Source organism: Sphingobium sp., from assembly GCF_041987595.1.
In the GTDB taxonomy this organism is placed as follows: domain Bacteria; phylum Pseudomonadota; class Alphaproteobacteria; order Sphingomonadales; family Sphingomonadaceae; genus Sphingobium.
This window is the reverse complement of the sequence record NZ_JBHIWJ010000055.1, coordinates 1-20,918: the sequence shown is the minus strand read 5'-3', so window position 1 is coordinate 20,918 and position 20,918 is coordinate 1. Positions and strand designations below refer to the sequence as shown.

The window sequence follows — 20,918 nt, the reverse complement described above, 5'->3', positions numbered from 1 at the left end:
ACGGGTCAACAGCCTTCAGGGTTCCTCCGCTTGATCCGTTAGGGGCCGTTCGCGTCGTGCCGCTGCCGGGCTGGGCGCGCTTCCCGCCCGCCGCAAATTATGGGGCGCTCCGGGCATCGGCGGATGGGAGCCATCGCTCATAATGTCGCCAGCCTTCCAGCCCTGTCGTTCCGATCGGCCTGCGGACCTGCTGCGCGCTGGGGGTGAATATGGGCCGGGCGCCTTCATGGGGTCTTAGGCAGGCGGGGTCGAAGTCCAGTTGCAGAAAGTCCAGCAGGCGGCGCACTTCCGATTCCGGCTGAGCAATCAAAGCCTCATAGCGCAGCAGATGAACATGCGCCGGATGGGCACGGTGCATGGCATTCATCAGCCTGCAACAGGTCTCATAATAGCGCATGAGGTCCGGCAAATTCGCGGGGAAGGTCGTGCGGCGGCTGAAATAGGTCATGAAGCTGGAAAGACAGCAGGGCGCGGGATCGCGGCGGACGTCGATGATCCTCGCATGCGGCAGGATCAGGCGTATCATGGGGGCCAGTTGCCAGTTCGCCGGCATCTTGTCCGTGAAAAAGGGGCGGCCGGTGCGCCGGTATCGCTGGACCGAGCGGAGATATCGGGCGCCGAACCCCGCCATTTCCTCCTTCGTCAGACTGCCGATGGCGGCGGGCAGTGCGTGCGGCCGCCTTTCGATGCCTTGCGCGGCAGCCTGAAGTTCGAACAGTTCGCCCAGCCCCTCTATCTGCGGATGGCAGGCCAATATCTGTTCGACCAGCGTCGAGCCGGAGCGTGGCATGCCGACGATGAAAATGGGATTGCCGTCGGCAGAACAGGCGGTGACCGGCGCGCACGCGCGGGGTGCGCCGATGATGTCCTCCATCGCCCGAACGGCAATGGCAAAAGCGTGCGGGTCATAGGGGGCGAGGGCGCCGCGCAGCGCATTGGCCCGTTCGAAGTGGCGGAAGGAAGCCTCATAGGCGCCCTGATCGCCCAGCGCCTTGCCCAGAGCATAGCCGAGCTGCACTTTGTCGAGGTCGGTGCCCGTCCGGTGAAGCGCGATTTTCATCGCAGCGACATCGGCCGGTTCAAACCGGATCACCCGCAGGCTGGCCAGGCCCAGCCAGGCGGGCGCGCAATCGGGTTCGATGGCCAAAGCCTGACGGTAAGCCGCGACTGTCCGGTGGAGGTCGCCTCCCGTCTGCAGGGCTTCGGCGAGGCTGATCCACGCCGCCGATGCGCGAGGCGCCTGCCGGACCAGAGCCTCCAGCGCGGGCAGGGCGTCGTGCGGTCGCCGTTCGGCCATCCATGTCGCGGCTTTGAGCGAATGGGTCCATGCGGGGGTGTCCTGCGTCGCGGCTGCGTGGTCCAGCAGGCTGATGGCGTCCCCGGCGCGACCGAGATCGGAAAGAAGGCCGCACAGATCGGCATGGGCCAGCGCATGGCGCGGAGCGAGGGCGATCGTCCGGCGCAGGCATTGCTCCGCCTCGTCCGGCTTGCCAGCGGCGCGGGCAGTGCAGCCGAGGAGGCGCCAGGCCTCCGGATCGTCAGGCTGCGTGGCGATGCTGGCGCGGAGGAGACGGTCGGCGCTTTCGAAACGGTTGGACGCCAGCGCGCACGCGGCTTCGGCCAGGAGTCTGCTTGATGCGGTCATGCGCCTTTCCGGGACCTGGGGAAGAATAGTGGACGGTAACGCGCGAATTAAGCATGTCGCGGTGGAGGCATTATAATCATCCAATGATTATAATGACTTGTAATCGCTCACAAGGTCGATATGAGATCCAAGGTGTAATGGATGGCCATTATTCCAGCGGCCAGCCGGAACAGGGATGTCCACTGCCGTTGCAGGCTTTTCTTCCTTGGTCTGAAGGGGGATGGGCAAGCAGCGGAGGAGTTCCCGCAAGGGCAAACTGTCGGCAACGGCAGGACGCAAAGCTTCCGGACTCGCAAGAGTTGGCGGGGTTGCAGGAGGGAAGTCGGATGCTGTCGGGATAAGGGTCTCGGGTGTCGCGCCGCCGAGGTAGCGGACACCGTTTTTTTGCGAAATCCAACATAGGTCGTCCGCGGGTCCGGGTGGTCCAGCGGCGATTTTCGACGTCTGAAACAGGGGATCTTCATGGCATTGAGGAACGGAAGAGTCGCGCGCAGGGCTGGCGACGCGCTTTGGGCGAAACGTTTCCTCGGCAGTTCATCCCTGACGGCGATGGCGCTGCTGGCGCTGGCGTCTCCTGCACGGGCGGACGACGTCTATTGGGACGCGAACGGCGCCGCTGTCGGCAGCGGCGGCACGGGCAACTGGGATCTCACCAGCTCGCTCTGGAGCCAGTCCAACAGCGACGTGCTCGGGCCGTTCGTGCTATGGAGCAACAATCCGGCCAATCCGAACAACGCCATTTTCGGCGTTTCGGCGGGCGGCGTCACCACGACGCCCGGCACCATTACGCTGACGCAGCCGATCACGGCCCATAATCTGACCTTCCAGTCGGGGAACGGCTGGGCGCTGGGCGGCGGCACGCTGACGCTGGGCGGCGTCAATCCCACCATCACCACCGGCGGTAGCGCCACGATCAATTCCGTGATCGCGGGTACGGCGGGCCTTGTCAAAGCTGGCGGATCGACGCTGACCTTGACCGGCGCCAACGGTTTCAGTGGCGGAATCGTCGTCAACGCGGGCACGCTGATTGCGGCCACCGATGCGGCGCTGGGTGCGGCCGGCAACAATATTGCCACCGCTGCGGGTGCTACGGTCGGCTTCGGCCTGACGTCGGGCACGACCAGCCGGTCGATCGCCATCGGCGCGGGCGGCACTCTCAACCTGAGCGGGGCAGGGGCCGGTTCGGCGCTCATCACCGGCACCGGCAATGTGAATGTCGGGACCGGCGTCACGATGAGCAACGATGCCAACAGCTACGACGGGGTGACGCGCTTCAGCGCCTGCAACGGGGTGTGCAGCACGTCATTCACTTCGATCGGCAATCTGGGCGAAGCCAGTTCGCTCGGTGCGCCGACGACGGTGACGAACGGTACGATCATCTGGAACCAGAGCAGCCAATATACCGATAATCTCATCTATCTGGGCGACGGCGACGTTTCCGATCGCGACTGGATATTCAATGCCAATTCGACCGGCACCTTCATCAATCAGGGAACGGGCGCGCTCAACCTGACGGGCGATTTCGCCATCAACGGTCTGGCACGGTTCGTGGCCCAGACTGCCGATTTCAACCTGAGTGGTGTCATCAGCGGCGGAACGGTCACCTTCTCCTCCGCCGCCGGGCGCCAGATCACGGTGAGCGGGCTTAACACATTTACCGGGGCCGCGACGGTCCAGACCGGTCTGGTCAATGTGGCGTCGCTGGCCAATGCCGGCGTCGCGAGCGCGCTGGGCGCGGGCACGCAGATCAGCCTCAGTGCGGGCATCCTCAACTATGTCGGCGGGACCGCCGGCAGCGACCGTACTTTCGTGAGCGACGGAGCGGTCGGGATACGCAACAGCGGCACTGGCGCGCTGACGTTGAGCGGGCCATTGTCCTTCCTCGCGACCGGCGCAGCCGATACGCTGACCTTCGGTGGCAGCTATGCCGGAACGAACGAATTTTCGGGGGTGATTACCGGCACCGGCATGCTGGGCAGCACCGGCACCAGCATCTGGCGGCTGACCGGCGCGAACACGCGGTCCGGGGCGATCGCCCTTGACGGCGGCACGCTTCAGGCAGGGAACGCCTCGGCCTTCGGCAAGGTCACGGGCGCCACCGTCAATGGCGGGACGCTGGACCTCAATGGCTATGACCTGATCCTGCCCCAGCTGTCCGGGACGGGCGGCAGCGTCGCGTTGAACGGCGGCGCGCTACTGACCGTCACCGGTCTGACGTCTGCCGACAATTCCACCTATGGCGGCAGCATTACCGGCAATGGCGGCCTGTTGAAGCGCGGCACCAACATACTGACGCTGACGGGGCAGAGCAGCTATACCGGCGGCACGACGGTCCAGGGTGGTACGATCGCGCTGGATTTCTCCCCCGTCACTGCGCCGGCGGACGATATCCTCTCGTCTGCTTCGACGTTGACGATGGCGGGGGGCACGCTCTCCATCACCGGCGCCGCCGGGGAGGTGAACAGCCAGAGCTTCGCCGGCCTCGACGTCACCGCCGGCACCAACAGGATCGTCGTCGCATCGGGCAGCGGCGGCACGATGAACGTCGATCTGGGAACGCTGGACAATAGCGGCGGGCTGATGGATTTCACCCTGCCGACCAGCGGCATCATCACGGCCGCCAATCCGGATGGCACGCTGGGCTGGGCGACGATCAACGGCAAGGATTATGCGCAGGTGTCGGGCGGGGTGGTCAGCGCCTTCGCCGCCTATGCGAACAAGGACGACGCCAGCAGCTGGCTGAGCGGCGATGTCGTCAGTGATGCTGGCGGGGCGGCCAACACCGCCTATTTCGGCACGGTGAGCGGCAGTCAGCAGTTGGGCGGGCTGCAATATACCGCGGCGCAGGGTTCGGTCGTCACGATCGGCGCCGGCAACACGCTGGGCATCGACGGCACCATCATCGTATCCAGCACGGTCGGCGCCACAGGCAAGGAAATCACCGGGGGATCGCTGACTGGCGCGGTGGGGGGCGGCACGCTCGGCTTCCTCCATAACGGCACCGGCAACTTCCTCGTCTCCTCTCGGGTCGTCGACAATGGCGGCGATGCGGTGGGCGTCACCAAGGCGGGGACCGGCCGGGTCACGCTGAACAACGTCAACAACAGCTATACCGGCGCGACGACTCTGAGCGGGGGGACGCTGACCGTCGCCAGCATCGGCAATGGCGGCGCAAACAGCGCCATCGGCGCATCCTCGGCCGATGCCTCGAACCTCGTCCTCGAAAGCGGGACGTTGAGTTATATCGGCGGCACGGCGACCAGCGATCGTGGCTTCACGCTCGTCAACGGGGGCCCTTCGCGCATGTTCGAGGTCGCGAACGGCGCGGCGGAACTGACCTTTACCGGTCTTGTCACCAGCCCGGATGATGCCGGCCTTACCAAAACCGGCGGCGGCACGCTGACGCTGTCCAATGCGGCGAACGACTATACCGGCATTACGCGGGTGGAGAATGGCGTGCTGTCGGCCACGACCCTCGCCGACGGCGGGCAGCTGAGCAGCATCGGTCAGTCGAGCAGCGACGCAGCCAATCTGGTGCTGCTGAACGGCGGCACGCTGCGCTATACCGGCGCGACGGTGAGCACCGATCGCGGCATCACGCTGGAAAATGCGGCGGGACGGATCGATGTCGCCGGCGCGGCCACCGATCTGACCGTCACGGGGCCGATCATTGGCGCCGGGCGGCTGGAGAAATATGGCGACGGGACGTTGGTGTTGACGGGCGCCAACAGCTATACCGGCATCACCGTGGTCAATGCGGGCACGCTGCGCGCCGGGGCGGCGCTTGGCTCCGGCAGCACGACGGGCGTGTTCGGCAGCATTTCCTCCACGATGACGGTGAATGCGGGCGGCACGCTCGACCTGGCGGACAACAGCAACCAGATCGGCGCGCTGAACGGCGGCGGCAACGTGACGCTGGGCACGCTCGCCGGAACCACGCTGACGATCGGCGGTGCCAATAGCGGCGATCCGGGCTTTACCGGTTCGATCAGTGGCGCGGGCAATGTGACGCATACCAACTTTACCCAGGTGATGACCGGCTGCGGCAACAGCTATACCGGCATCACCACCCTGACCGGCGCGTCCGGCGGGTCGGTGCTGACCACCGACTGCATCCGGAATGGCGGGGTGAACAGCGGGATCGGCGCATCGGGCAGCGACGCCGCCAATCTCGTCATCCAGAATGGCGCCGTGCTGAACTATAGCGCGGTGGCGACCGATCAGATTACGGATCGTGGCTTCACGCTCGCCAGCGGCGCGGGCGTCATCCAGGTGGCCGACGCCGCGACCACGCTGACCTTTACCGGGGCTGCCGTTGGTCCGGGCGCTCTTACCAAAAGGGGCGCGGGCACTCTCATATTGTCGGGCGACAACAGCTACACCGGCCAGACCGCCGTGGAAGCCGGTCGTCTCGTCGCCGGATCGGCGGGTGCTTTCGATCAGGGCACGGGCATCCTTGTGGTGGCCAATGCCGCCGACGCGGTGTTCGATATGAACGGGTTCGACGCCTCCTTCCTCCAGCTTCAGGGTGGCGGGACGACCGGCGGCACGATCGATCTGGGCGACGCCAACGCGACGCTGACCGTTTCCAACACCGGCAACAATATTTTTGCCGGCGCGATCGTCGGCACCGGCAACCTCATCAAGAGCGGCGCTGCGGTTGAGGTTCTGTCGGGCTGCGACAGCAGCTATAACGGCATCACGACCATCCGTCAGGGCACGTTGCAGGTGAACTGCCTGACCGACGGCGGCACCAACAGTTCGATCGGCGCGTCGAGCAGCGGCGCGGGCAATCTGGTGCTGAACGGCGGCACGCTGCGCTATGTCGGCGGCGGCGGCAGTACGGACCGGCTCTTCACGCTTGGGGCGTCGGCGAGTGCACTCGATGCGTCGGGCACCGGCGCGATTACCTTCACCAACACCGGGCCTATCGCTTTCTCCAGCCCCAACACGGCCCAGTCGGTGACGCTGACCGGCACCAGCACCGCCGACAATCGCCTGGCCCCCCGGATCACCGACAACGGCACCGGCAAGACGGCATTGTCCAAGACCGGCGTCGGCACATGGATATTGACCAATCAGGCAAACACCTACACCGGCGCAACCTCCATCACCGGCGGCGTGCTGGGCGTGGACAAGCTTTCCAACGGCGGCGTCGCCAGCAGCATCGGCCAGTCGGCCAGCGCCGCGGCCAATCTGGTGATCGGAACGGGCGCGACGTTGCGTTACACCGGCGGCGGCGACATGACCGACCGCCAGTTCACGCTGGGCGTCGGCACGACCGCGATCGAGTCCGTGGGCACCGGCGCGGTGGTGTTCAGCAACACGGGCGCAGTTTCCTATCAGGGCAATGGCGCGCGCGTCGTATCGCTGGGTGGCACGAACGGCGGCGCCAACATCATGGGCGCCACGATCGGCAATCAGGGCGCCAATGTGACCTCGCTCGCCAAGAATGGCAGCGGCACCTGGATATTGACCGGCAATAACAGCTTCACCGGCAGCACGGTCATCAATGACGGCAATCTCGTCATCGGCAATGGTGGGACCAGCGGCAATGCGGGCACCGGCAACGTCAATGTGACGCAGGCAAGCTCGACCCTGTCCTTCAACCGCAGCGACGCGTTCAATTTCACCGGCACCATCAGCGGACCGGGGGCGATCGCGCAGATCGGCAGCGGCACCACCATATTGACTGCCCTCAACAGCATCGGCGCGGCGCGGATCGATGACGGCGCGTTGCAGGTCAACGGCACGCTGCAAAGCGCGACCTTTGCGATGAACGGCGACGGCGCTCTGATCGTGAACGGCGTTGTGGAGGGTGCGAGCGGGGGCACCGCTGCGACCTTCAGCGGCGATGCGGGGGCGAGCGCGATCAGCGTCAATGCGCCTGGCGTGCTGCGGGCGAACGGGGACCTGGGCGACGGCGCTGATGCCGTGACATTGGCGGGGCTGCTCGACACGGGTGGCGGGGCGCTGAATCTGGGCGCGGGTGCGGACAGGTTGACGCTCAACGATGGCGGAGCCATCACCGGCATGGTCGACGGCGGCACCGGGACCGACATGCTGATCGTCAACAATGCGGTGGCGCGCACGCTCGACGGCGGACAGATAACGGGCTTCGAGGCGCTCTCCAAGCAGAATGGCGGAACGCTGACCCTGACCGGCGATCATGCCTATAGCGCCGGCACCACCATTTCCGCGGGCACCCTGAGCGTCGGCAATGGCGGCACGAGCGGCACGCTGGCGGGCAATGTCGTCAATAACGGCGCGCTGCTGTTCAACCGATCGGACGCGAGCAGCTTTGCCGGAAACATCAGCGGCACCGGTACGCTCACCAAGCTGGGCGGCGGTGCGCTGACGCTGACGGGGGATGCGACCCATATGGGCGGCACGCTCCTATCGCAGGGGGCGCTCAGCATCGGCAATGGCGGCACGACCGGCTCGATCAGCGGCGATATCATCAACAATGCCTCGCTCAACTTCAACCGTTCGGACGCCTATGACTATGCCGGTTCGATCAGCGGCACGGGGTCGGTCACGACGCGGACCGGCACCGTCAGCCTGACCGGCGACAGCAGCTGGAGCGGCGGCACCAGCATCGTCGACGGCAGCGAACTGCGCATTGCTGCCGGTAATGAGATCGCCTCCGGCGGTTCGACGATCATCAACGACGGCACGCTGACCGTCGCCGGGGCCGGTTCGACCTTCCAGGCCGGGACGATCAACGCCGTGTCGGCCAGCAGCAGCGCGATCATCAATGTCGCCAGCGGGGGCACGCTGAAAACGACGACGCTGGCGCTGCGTGCCGCCTCGTCGCCCGCCAATGCCCAGCTCAACATTTCCGGGGCGGGTTCGCTGGTGGAGTTGAGCGGCGCGCTGAACATCGCCAGTTCCGCTGCCGATAACACGGCCAGCGTCATCATCAGCGATGGCGGCACGCTGCGATCGACCGGCGACAATCTGTTCGGCTCGCCGCTCGCCAATACGACCGATCCGTTGCTGACGATCACCGGCGCGGGGTCGAACTGGACCAGCAGCGGCAATCTGGTCATGCGCGACGGCAGCGTCTCGCTGCTCGACGGCGGCGTGGCGAGCTTCAATGCCGTTCAGATCGGCACGGTGGACGCGCAGGCACAGATGCTGGTGTCAGGAGCCGGGTCTGTCCTGACCGCGCAGGATATCGAGGTCGGGGCGCTGCTCAGCGGCCGGGGCGTTTTGACGATCGCAGATGGCGGACGGGTCAGCGTCGGCGGCACGCTGGCGGTAGGCGGCGGTTCGGCGGGAGCCGACGGCACCGTCAATATCGGCGGGGCGGGCAGCGCGGCCGCGGCGGCGGGCATGCTGGATGCGGCGACGATCGCCTTCGGCCCGGGGTCGGGTACGCTCAACCTCAATCACACGGATGCCGGCTATGTGCTGGCCGGCGCGATGTCCGGCAGCGGCGCGATCAACCAGTTGGCGGGAGTGACGCGCCTGACCGGGACCAGCGCCGCCTTTACCGGCCAGACGGCGGTTTCGGGCGGCACGTTGCTGGTCGACGGGACGCTGGGCGGCGCGGCGAGCGTTACCAACGTGCTGGCAGGCGGCACGCTGGGCGGCAGCGGGACGATCGGCGGCAACGTGTCGGTCGCGAACGGCGGCGCGCTGGCGCCCGGCAGCCTCGGCGTGGGCGCCCTGTCGATCGGGGGCGATCTGTCCCTTGCTCCCGGCGCGGCGATGAATTTCGAGTTCGGTCAGGCCAATGCGCCGGGCAGCCCGCTTAACGATGTGGTCAATGTCGGCGGCAATCTGGCGCTTGGGGGCACGCTCAATGTGGCGGTGTCGCCGGGCGGCAGCTTCGATATCGGCCTCTATCGCCTGTTCAACTATGCGGGCGCGCTGACCGATGGCGGCGCTGCGATCGGCGCGCTTCCTGCCGGGGTGAATGCCGGCGACCTTTCAATCCAGACTGCGATCGCGGGACAGGTGAACCTGATCAACGCCAATGGGGTCACGCTGAACTTCTGGGACGGCGCGACCGGGCCGAAATTCAATTCGGCCGTGAACGGCGGCAGCGGGGTCTGGCAGAATAGCGGCGGTAACGACAACTGGACCGATCAGACCGGGACGGTGAACGCAGCCTTCAGCGACAATGCGGTTGCGATCTTCTCCGCCGCGGCGGGCATCGTGACGGTCGACGACAGCCTGGGTGCGGTGAGCGCGGGCGGCATGCAGTTCGCCAGCGACGGCTATCTGGTCAATGGCGATGCGGTCACCCTGGCCAATCCGCAGTCGGTGATCCGTGTCGGTGACGGCACGGCGGCGGGCGCCGCCTATGGCGCGGCGATCGACGCCGTGCTGGCGGGCAGCGGCGTGCAACTGGTGAAGACCGACCTCGGCACGCTGACGCTGGGCGGCGTCAACAGCTATAGTGGCGGGACGCTGGTGAATGGCGGCACGCTGCGCATATCGGCCGATGCCAATCTGGGCGGCGCGGTCGGCGGCCTGACCCTCAATGGCGGCGCGCTCAACACCAGCGCCAGCTTCAGTTCCAGCCGGCTGGTGACGCTGGCCGGGGCAGGCAGCATCCTGACTGATGCGGGCACGACCCTGACGCTGGCCGGTCCGGTCTCCGGCCCCGGCGCATTGACCAAGAACGGCGAGGGGACGCTGGTGCTGACCGGTGCCGGCCTTTATCTCGGCGGCACCACGATTGCGCAAGGGACGCTGCGTCTTGGCGATGGCGGCACCAGCGGCAGCATTGTCGGCGATGTGCTCAACAATGGCGCGCTGGCGTTCGACCGGGCGGACGTGAGCAGCTTCGACGGGGTGGTTTCCGGCGTGGGCAGGCTGGACCAGCTGGGGACCGGCACGACGATCCTGACGGGCGCCAACAGTTATGCAGGCGGGACGCTGATCGGCGCGGGCACGCTCCAGATCGGTGACGGGGGGACGGCGGGCAGCATCGTCGGCAATGTCGTCACCAACGGGACGCTGGCGTTTGACCGTTCGGATGAGATCGTCTTTGCCGGTCTCGTTTCCGGGACGGGCGGGCTGAACCAGATCGGTGCGGGCACGACCATCCTCACCGGCGCCAACAGCTATGGGGGCACGACCCATGTCGCCGTCGGGACGCTGCTGGTGAACGGCGACCAGAGTGCTGCCACGGGCCTGACGAGCGTCGTGAGCGGCGCGACGCTGGGGGGGATCGGCGTCATCGGCGGAGATGTGTCGCTGGTCGATGGCGCGATCTTCGCCCCCGGCGATGCAACTGGACCGGGCACGCTGACGATCAACGGCGCGCTTGGCCTGTCTTCCGGCACCCGCCTCGTCTATGATTTCGGCCAGTCCAATGTCGTCGGCGGACCGCTCAACGATCTCACGCAGATCGGCGGCGCCCTTACGCTGGATGGGACCATCGACGTGTCGGTATCGCCCGGCGGCAGTTTCGATGTCGGCCTCTATCGGGTGATGAGCTATGGCGGCACGCTGACCGACAACGGCCTCGCCCTTGGTGCGCTCCCCGCCGGCACGCTGGCGGCAGTGCAGACGGCAGTCGCGGGACAGGTGAACCTGATCAACGCTACCGGCACCACGCTCAATTTCTGGGACGGCGCGGCCGGGCCGAAGGCGAACGGCATCGTCAATGGCGGCGACGGCGTCTGGCAGAGCAGCGCGGGCAACGACAACTGGACCGAAATTTCCGGCGCCGTCAACGCCGCGTTCAGCGACAGCGCCTTCGCCATCTTCGCCGGCGCGCCGGGCGCCGTCACCGTCGACAACGGCCTGGGCGCGGTTACCGCGTCGGGCTTGCAGTTCGCGAGCGACGGCTATGTCATCGGGGGCGACGCCATCGGGCTGTCCGGGCCGCAATCGGTGATCCGCGTTGGCGACGGCACGGCAGCGGGGCTTGGCTATACGGCGATAATCGACAGCGCGCTGACCGGCGGCAGCGAGCTGGTGAAGACCGACCTCGGCACCCTGATCCTCAATGGGACGAACAGCTATACCGGCGGGACGCGGGTGAATGTCGGCACGCTTCAGATTTCCCGCGACGCCAATCTGGGCGATGCGGCCGGCGGGATCAGCTTCGACGGTGGTACGCTGCGCAGCACGGCCAGCATCACTTCCGCGCGCAATGTCTCCATGATCGGCACAGGCACGATTCTGACCGACGCGGGCACGACTTTGGTGCTCAACGGATCGGTGACGGGATCGGGCGACCTCATCAAGGACGGCAGTGGCAATCTCGCGCTCAACGATACGTCGGACCATAGCGGCATGACGATCGTTCGGGCGGGCGGCCTGTTCGTCAATGGCGACCAGTCGGCGGCTACGGGTCTGGTCGATGTGGGGGCGGGCGCGACGCTGGGCGGGCGCGGCATCATCGGCGGCGACGTCGCGGTGGCGGACGGCGGGACTCTGGCGCCGGGCAACAGCCCCGGCACGCTGACGATCAACGGCAATCTGGCGCTGGGCAGCGGGTCGTTGCTGGCGTTCGAGTTCGGGCAGGCCAATGTCGCGGGCGGGGCGCTCAACGATCTCGTCAATGTCGGCGGCGATCTGGTGCTGGACGGGACGCTGAACGTCTCGGTTTCGGCGGGCGGCACGTTCGGCGGCGGCGTCTATCGGGTGTTCAACTATGGCGGGACGTTGACGGACAATGGGCTGGCGTTGGGAACCATGCCGTCGGGAAGCGAGCTTTCGGTCCAGACCGTGATCGCGGGGCAGGTCAATCTGGTGAACACCGCCGGTCTCACGCTCAATTTCTGGGACGGGCAGGCCGGTCCCAAGAATAATGGCACGATCGACGGCGGAAACGGCATTTGGCGGGTCGCGGGCGGCAACAACAACTGGACCGAATCCCAGGCCCAAGTGAATGCCGATTACGCCCAGAACAGCTTTGCCGTCTTCGCGGGCGCATCCGGCGTCATCAGCGTCGACAACAGCGGCGGCGCGGTGGAGAGTGCGGGCATGCAGTTCGCGGTCGACGGCTACAGGCTGGACGGCGATGCGCTGACGCTGACCGGATCGCAGGCGATTATCCGGGTCGGCGACGGCACGGCGGCGGGCGCGGATTATACGGCCACCATCGTCAATGCGCTGACCGGCGCGGCCACACTGGTCAAGACCGATGGCGGGACGTTGGTGCTGAACGGCGTCAACAGCTACAGCGGCGGAACGGCGATCGATGGCGGCACCTTGCGCATCGCCAGCGATGCCAATCTGGGCGATGCCGCCGGAGCGCTGAGCTTTGATGGCGGCACGCTCAACACGACGCTGGACCTCAGCACGGGGCGGGCGGTCAATCTGGTCGGCACCGGCACGCTGCTCACCGATGCGGGCACGAGCCTGACGTTGACCGGCGCGCTTGCGGGCAATGGCGCGCTGGTGAAGAGCGGCGCCGGCACGCTGGTTCTGAACGGCAGCGGCGGTCAGGGCGGCGGGACGAATGTGACCGCAGGCGCGCTGCTGGTGAACGGCGATTATGCGGCAGCGACCGGCCTTACCGCCGTCGCCGCCGGGGCGAGCCTTGGCGGCAGCGGCACGATCGGCGGCGATGTGACGATGGCCGACGGGGCGATCCTGACGCCGGGGGCGGGCGCTACCGGCACGCTGACGATCGGCGGCGACCTGTCGCTCTCCGCCGGAACGCGGCTGGCCTATGAATTTGGGCAGGCCGGCGTTGCTGGCGGCGCGCTCAACGATCTTGTCAATGTCGGCGGCGACCTGATGCTGGACGGCTTGGTCGACGTCACCGTGCCGGCGGGCGGGGCCTTCGATGTCGGCGTGTATCGGCTGTTCAACTATGCGGGCGCGCTGACCAATAACGGCCTGACGCTGGGCAGCATGCCGATGGGCAGCGACGTGACGGTGCAGACCTCCATCACGGGGCAGGTCAATCTGGTCAACGCGGCCGGGCTGATGCTCAATTTCTGGGACGGCGCGGCCGGTCCCAAAAATGACGGCGCGGTCAACGGCGGCAACGGCGTTTGGCAGAATGGCGGCGGCAACGACAATTGGACTGACGCGAGCGGCGGGGTGAACGCGGCCTATCAGGATGGCGGCTTCGCGATCTTCGCAGGGACCGGCGGCGCCGTCAGCGTCGACAATGGTCTGGGGCAGGTCACGGCCAGCGGCATGCAGTTCGCGGCGACCGGCTATACGATAGGCGGCGGCTCGCTCGATCTGACCGGTCCGGCGACAACGATCCGCGTCGGTGACGGCAGCGCGGCGGGGGCAGCCTTCACCGCGACGGTCAATGCCGTGCTGACGGGCGATACGCAGCTGGTCAAGACCGACGCGGGAACGCTGGTCCTCGGCGCTGCCAACGGCTACACCGGCGGCACGCTGATCAACGGCGGCACGGTGCAGGTTTCTGCCGATGCCAATCTTGGTGCGGCGGCGGGCGCAGTGACGCTGGACGGCGGCACGCTCGCCACCAGCGCCGACCTCGGCAGCACGCGCGATATCGTGCTGACGGGCGGCGGCACGCTCGCGACCATGACGGGGACGAGCTTCACCTATGGCGGCCTCTTCTCCGGCACCGGCGCGCTGACCAAGGCGGGCGCAGGCAGCCTGCTCGTGTCCGGCGACAGCAGCGGCTATACGGGGGCCACCACGGTCGCGGCGGGCATGCTGGCGCTGAACGGTGCGCTGGGCGGCACGGTCGATGTGCAGTCGGGCGCGCGGCTGGAGGGCAGCGGCAGCGCGGGCGCCCTCGTCAACCGCGGCGTGGTCGCGCCCGGCAACGGGATCGGCAGCTTCACCGTCCAGGGCGATTATCAGGGTGTCGGCGGCGTGCTGGAGATAGAGGCGGAACTGGGCGGCGACGCATCGGCCGCCGACCGTCTGGTGGTGAACGGCGCGACCTCGGGCACGACGCAGGTGATCGTCACCAACCGCGGCGGCCTGGGCGCGCAGACGGTCGAAGGCATCAAGATCGCAGACGTGGCCGGAGCGTCCGGCGGCAGCTTCACGCTCCGGGGCGACTATGTGTTCGAAGGGCAGCAGGCCGTCATCGCGGGCGCCTATGGCTATCGCCTCTATCAGGGCGGGGTCTCCACTCCGGCGGATGGCGACTGGTATCTGCGCTCCGCGACGCTGGACGGCGCGGGGCAGCCGCAGGGGCCGCTCTATCAGCCGGGCGTGCCGGTCTATGAAAGCTATGGCCAGACGTTGCAGGCGCTAAGCGGCCTTGCCACGATGCAGGAGCGGGTCGGCAACCGCCAATGGGCGCAGTCGCCCGATGGCGTCCCCACCGGCATCTGGGGCCGCATGGAAAGCAGCCGTCTGCGCCCCAGCGGGCGCCTGTCCACGACCGGGGCCGATACCGATATCGACAGCTGGAAGGCGCAGATCGGCGTCGATCATATGCTGAGCGAGGGCCGGGATTCCGTTTTCGTCGCGGGCCTCACCGCCCATTATGGCGAGGCGGATGCGAGCATCCGGTCGCGCTTCGGCAGCGGCACGATCGACACGAAGGGCTATGGTCTGGGCGCGACCCTGACATGGTTCGGCGCGGACGGCTTCTATGCCGACGCTCAGGCGCAATGGAGCTGGTTCGACAGCAAGCTGAAATCGGTGACGCTGGGCACCCTCGCGGACGATAATCATGGCAAGGGCGAGGCGATCAGTCTCGAACTCGGCAAAAGCTCGATCGTCGGCCATGGGCTGACGCTGACGCCGCAGATCCAGATGGCCTATCAGAATGTGTCGTTCGACGCTTTCACCGATCCGTTCGACGCGCGCGTTTCATCGCGGAAGGGCGACAGCCTGAAGACGCGCTGGGGCATCTCGATCGATCACCGCGCGAACTGGGACGCGAACGGCGTCTCGCGCAACAGCCATATCTATGCGCTGGCCAACCTGTCCTATGAATGGCTGGACGGCACGGTCGCTCGGGTTTCCGGTGCGGCGATCGCCAACGCGCCTGACCGCCTTTGGGGCGAGGTAGCGCTGGGTGGCACGCTGGGGCTTGGCAGGGTCACGCTCTACATGCAGGCCTCCGGCAGCGCGTCGCTGAACAAATTCGGCGAGAGCTACGGCCTGAAGGGGGTCGCAGGCGCAAGACTGGCATTTTGACGGCTAAACGCCCTGCGACCGGCAATGTGGATGCAGGGCGGCACCGATCGCCGGAGCAAATGGGCTTCCTTCGCAGGCATGCGTTAAAGCGGCCCGGCAGATCAGGACATCAGCCGAGCGTGCATATAATCTATGAAAAGCCGCACCTTTGACGGGAGAAGGCGAGCGGAAGGATAGAGTGCCACGATGATCATCGGTTCGGGCTTTGCGTCGGCGATCGGCACGGGCACCAGCTTGCCGGACGCGAGATCCTCCTTCACGTCCCACTCCGACAGGAGCGCGATTCCGGCACCCTCTGTGCAGGCCTGATGAATGGCATCGATGCTGTGGGTCGACAGGCGCCCGCCGATCTTTTGCCGGATCGTCCGTTCGCCCGTGCGGAAGGTCCAGTAGCCGGTGGACCCGTCGGGCAGGCAGTCGTGCGCCGCCAGTTCGGCCAGACGCCGCGGCGTGCCCGCAGCCGCCAGATAGGAGGGGGAGGCATATAGCCCGCGCGGATTGTCCGCCAGCCGACGGGCGACCAGGCTGCTTTCGCGCAGCCGGGAGGTGACGCGGATCGCCAGATCAAGACCCTGCACCACCATATCGAGTATGTCGTCCGACAGCACCAGATTGACTTCGAGTTGCGGATGGAGCTTCAGGAAATCGATCAGGGCAGGCGTTACCACCTTGCGGCCGAACGCCAGCGAGGCCGTGAGGCGCAGCGTCCCGGTCACCTGCCCGCCGTCGAACCCCAGCGCCGCCCGCGCCTCCGCCTGCGCATCGATCATGGTCCGGGCATAGGGCAGAAAGCGTTCGCCCTCGTCGGTCAGCGTCAATGCCCGCGTCGTTCGGTGGAACAGGCGGATACCCATATCCTGTTCCAGCGCGGCGATGCGTCGGGATGCCTGTAGCGCGCTTGTGCCGCTGCGCCGCGCGGCGCCGGCAAGGCTGCCGGCTTCCGTCGCGGCAACGAACAGGGCGAGATCAGACAGATTCATTGCATCAAAAATTGATATGCCGGAACGTCATGTTTCATGACTACAGCATAATTAGACATGCTGCCATATGCGTCGCGACACCATTTTGTGGATTGACGATGATGACGACGACAATGACCGTGCGCAGCGGCGCGCTATCGGCACCGCTGGGCCGCCCCCTGCTGTTTGCCCTCACCATGGCGACAGGGCTGGCAATCGCGAACATCTATTATAATCAACCGATGCTGGTGCTGATTGCCCGGTCGCTGGACGCGCGAACCATCGCCTATGTCCCGATGGCCACGCAAATCGGCTATGCCGTCGGTCTGTTCCTGATCGTGCCCTTTGGCGACATCGCCAATCGAAAACCCATGATTATCGGGCAGTTCCTGTTTCTCGCCATGGCGCTGCTGCTGGCAGGCATCGCCCCTTCCGCGGCCTTTCTGGTTGCCGCCTCGGTGCTGATCGGCCTTGCGGCCAGCGTTGCCCAGCAGCTGGTCCCGCTGGCGGCCCATCTGTCCCCGCCGGAAAAGCGCGGGGCGACGGTCGGGACGGTCATGTCCGGTTTGCTGATCGGCATATTGCTCAGCCGCACCCTTGCGGGGCTGATCGCGGCCCATTGGGGATGGCGTGCCGTGTTTCTGTCCGCCGTTCCGGTGATGCTGCTCACGGCGCTGGTGCTGACGTTGGTCCTGCCTTCGCTGCGCAGTGCTGAGCGCATGTCCTACCGTTCGCTCATCCTATCGATGTTCGGTCTATGGCGCGACCTTCCCCAGTTGCGGCGGGCCGCGCTCACGCAGGCATTGCTGTTCGGAGCATTTTCCGCCTTCTGGACCGTTCTGGCCCTGCGTCTGGCGGAGCCTCCCTTTCATATCGGCGCCGCGGGTGCGGGCCTGTTCGGCATCATCGGCGCGGTGGGCATTTTCGTTGCGCCTCTGGCGGGGCGGATCGCAGATCGCCACGGGCCTTATCGCGTGATCGCGCTGGGCTCTGCCGTTTCGTTGGCCGGCTGGCTGGTGCTGGGCGCGTGGGGGACGCTGGCAGGCATGGTGACGGGCATTATCCTGCTGGATTTCGCCGTGCAGGCGACATTGATCTCGCACCAGCACATCATCTTTGCGCTTCGGCCGGAGGCCAGAGCGCGGATCAACACGCTGTTCATGACGACCATGTTTCTTGGTGCGGCGCTGGGATCGGCGGTCGGCATGCAGGGCTGGGAAATTGGGGGATGGGGCGCGGTGGCAGCCATCGGCTTGCTGTCAAGCGCCGCAGCGATCTTCAGCTGCCTGAGGTTCGGCAGGGCATTGTCAATTGACCGTTGAGGGACAACGGGTCGGAAACGCAGCGAGCGAAGCTGGAATGGGGCATTGAAATTCTGGCGGGCGTTCGGCGCCGGATGTTGGGTCCGACACTGAGGCAGGAGGTGCGTGGGCAATGCCATTGACCTCGCATCCGTCAGGGACAGATATCCGCAAATGGACATCGAATTGATGCGGGTCATGCACCTTCCTGGCCGTTGATGCGTTCGCCGTTGATACGGGATGATCTTCCGATGGCCGTAGAAGCGCGAAGGGGCATGCGAATGGGGTGTAGGTCAATGATCTCTGACTGCCGGGCGGCTTCATGACCGTTCCGCAATGGCTCTCCATCGCGACGCTCATCGGGATGATGGGCCTCTTTCTCTGGGATCGGTTCCGCTATGACGTGACGGCGGTGATCGCGCTGCTGGCCTCTCTGGTCCTGGGCATCGTCAAGCCCGCAGATGCGTTCACGGGCTTTGCCGACGACATCGTCATCATCGTCGGATCGGCGCTGGTGCTTTCGGCCGCGGTGCAGAGATCGGGCATGATCGAACTGCTACTCGGCCTTGTCTCGCAGCATATTCGCCGGGTGCGGTCACAACTGCTCGTGCTGACAGCGGCGGTCGGCTTTTCCTCGGCGCTTATCAAGAATGTCGGCGCATTGGCGATGTTGATGCCCGCCGCCCTGCAAATGGCGAAGAAGAATGACGCGAGTCCGTCGGTCTTTCTCATGCCCATGTCCTTCGCCTCGCTGCTCGGGGGCTTGATGACGATGGTGGGCACCTCGCCCAACATCATTGTCAGCCGCGTGCGGGAGGACATGGCGGGCGAACCCTTTCGCATGTTCGACTATTTCCCGACCGGCTTTGGCCTGCTGGTGGTCGGACTGCTGTTTCTGCGCTTCGGCTATCGCCTCCTGCCGCGCGATCGGCGCGGCGCGCCTACCATGGGAGAGGCGCTCAACATTTCCGACTATGTGACCGAGGCGACCGTGACGGAGGCTTCGCCGGTCATCGGCAAAAGCATTGCCGAGTTGCTGGACCGGCATGAACAGCAGGTGGCGGTGACCGGCCTGCTGCGCGGCGACATGCGTGGAGACGTTCACCCCGGCATCCGCCTGCGCGAAGGCGATATCCTCATACTGGCGGGCGATCCCGAGACGCTGGAGCGCGTTGTCGCCCGTGACCAGCTATCGCTGGTCGGAAGCGAAGGCGATGAGGCCGCTGAGGGTGACGATATCGGCGTGATCGAAGCAGTGGTGACGACCGATTCCGCGCTGATCGGTCGCACCGCCGGGCGGCTTTTGATGCGCGAACGCCTTGGCATCAATCTTATCGCCATATCCCGCGCTGGAGAGCGGCTCACGGCCAAGCCGGGCCAGATCGTTCTGCGCGCCGGGGATGTTCTGGTGTTGCAGGGGCCGATGAGCCTGCTGCCCGATCGATTGAGCCAGCTGGGCGCGTTGCCGCTGGCGCAGCGCTCGATCCGGCTTGGCCTGTCCAAGCGCGGCTGGCTGCCGATCGTCATACTTGCGCTTGCCATGGGGGCGACCGCCGCCGGGATCGTTCCCGTGGCCATCGCCTTCTTCGCGGCTGCTGGAATGGTCGTCATCACCGGCGCGCTGCCGGCCGGGGAAGCCTATGAAGCGGTGGAATGGCCCATCCTCATCATGCTGGGCGCGCTGATCCCCGTCAGCGGCTCGCTCCAGAGCACGGGAGCATCGACCGTGCTGGCGACGCAACTGGCGCACGCCGCCGCCGCGCTGCCGCCCTGGGGCGCGGTCGCGCTGATTCTGGTGACGGCGATGGCGGTCACGCCCTTTCTGAACAATGCCGCCACCGTGCTGGTCATGGCGCCCATTGCGGCGGTCTTCGCCCACGACCTTGGCTATCGTCCGGAGGCCTTTCTGATCGCGACGGCGATGGGCGCGGGATGCGATTTCCTGACGCCGATCGGGCATCAATGCAACACGCTCGTTCTGGGGCCGGGCGGCTATCGGTTCAGCGATTATGCGCGGTTGGGCGCTCCGCTGTCGCTGCTCGTCGTCATCGTCGGCACTCCGTTGATCTTATGGTCATGGCCCTTGTGACGGATTTTCCGGCTCAATCTGCCCGGTTGCCTGCCAGTCGGCGCCTGCGGTGGACAGCGTCCTTCCCAAACCCCATGTTGGGTGCCGGACACTCGGATGGGGCGCGGCGGAACGGCCGGAAGGACAGTAGTTGAACGACAGTATCGCCTATCTTGGTCTCCTGGCGGATGAGGAGATCGAACTGGACAGCGCCGCGCTGATGTTGAGTGCTCTCGATCATGAAGGCGTGGAGACGGAACCCTATCTCGACCAGCTTCGCGCCATCAATGCGGCCGTAGATGCCGCGCGCGAGGGCATGGCGGAGGAGGAGCTGCAATCGGGTGAGGCGCAGGGCGCTCTGCTCGCGCAGGTGATCGGCGCCGATTTCGGCTTTGCGGGCGACAGTGAAAGCTATGATGCGCCGATCAACGCCGACATGATCCGGGTGCTCGACCGGCGGCGCGGCCTGCCGGTCAGCCTTTCGATCCTTTATGTGGCGGTAGCGCGACGGATGGGCTGGACCGCCCATCCGCTCAATACGCCTGGCCATGTACTCGTCAGCGTGGGGCCGCAGGAGGCGCCTGCGCTGATCGACCCGTTTCAGCGCGGATCGCTGGTGGAACCAGAGCAATTGATGGCGTTGCTCAAGCGGGCAGTGGGACCGGACGCCTTGCCCGAGGCGGCGCATGTCGCGCCGATGTCCAACCGCATGACGCTGGTGCGTCTTTTGCTCAATCAGGCGACCCGCGCCGAACAGGCCGGCGACACGGGCCGCGCCTGTATCCTCTACGGACGGATGACCGTGGTGGCGCCGGACCATGGTGCCGCCTGGTGGCAACTGGCACGGCTGCAGCTGATGCAGGGCGAAGTGGATGCAGCCC

6 protein-coding genes and 1 riboswitch are annotated in these 20,918 nt (G+C 66.3%); of the genes, 4 read left to right on the top strand and 2 right to left on the bottom strand.

Translation table 11 applies throughout. The features are described from left to right. Positions 1-97: 97 nt before the first annotated feature. Entirely contained in the window at positions 98-1,645 is a 1,548-nt protein-coding gene (locus ACFC3J_RS14260; RefSeq protein ID WP_375196825.1) for a sulfotransferase, read from the bottom strand. A 240-nt stretch (positions 1,646-1,885) separates the two neighbouring features. Continuing rightward, positions 1,886-1,961, top strand: a riboswitch (cyclic di-GMP riboswitch). 146 nt (positions 1,962-2,107) lie between these two features. Here ACFC3J_RS14260 and ACFC3J_RS14255 point away from each other — a divergent pair. After that, entirely contained in the window at positions 2,108-15,709 is a 13,602-nt protein-coding gene (locus ACFC3J_RS14255) for an autotransporter-associated beta strand repeat-containing protein (RefSeq protein WP_375196824.1), read from the top strand. A gap of 101 nt (positions 15,710-15,810) precedes the next feature. On the opposite strand, the gene ACFC3J_RS14250 is transcribed toward ACFC3J_RS14255, so the two are convergent. Beyond that, entirely contained in the window at positions 15,811-16,689 is an 879-nt protein-coding gene (locus ACFC3J_RS14250) for a LysR family transcriptional regulator (protein WP_375196823.1), read from the bottom strand. Positions 16,690-16,787: 98 nt separating this feature from the next. On the opposite strand from ACFC3J_RS14250, the gene ACFC3J_RS14245 reads away from it, so the two are divergent. From ACFC3J_RS14245 to ACFC3J_RS14235, 3 genes are all read left to right on the top strand, one after another. Beyond that, a complete protein-coding gene (locus tag ACFC3J_RS14245) occupies positions 16,788-17,990 on the top strand; it encodes an MFS transporter (protein WP_375196822.1) in 1,203 nt (400 codons plus the stop codon). 301 nt (positions 17,991-18,291) lie between these two features. After that, positions 18,292-20,058, top strand: coding sequence for an SLC13 family permease (locus ACFC3J_RS14240; RefSeq protein WP_375196821.1), 1,767 nt, complete (start codon positions 18,292-18,294; stop codon positions 20,056-20,058). Positions 20,059-20,188: 130 nt separating this feature from the next. Then, positions 20,189-20,918 (top strand): SirB1 family protein (locus ACFC3J_RS14235; protein WP_375196820.1); only part of this gene is annotated, 730 nt, incomplete at its 3' end.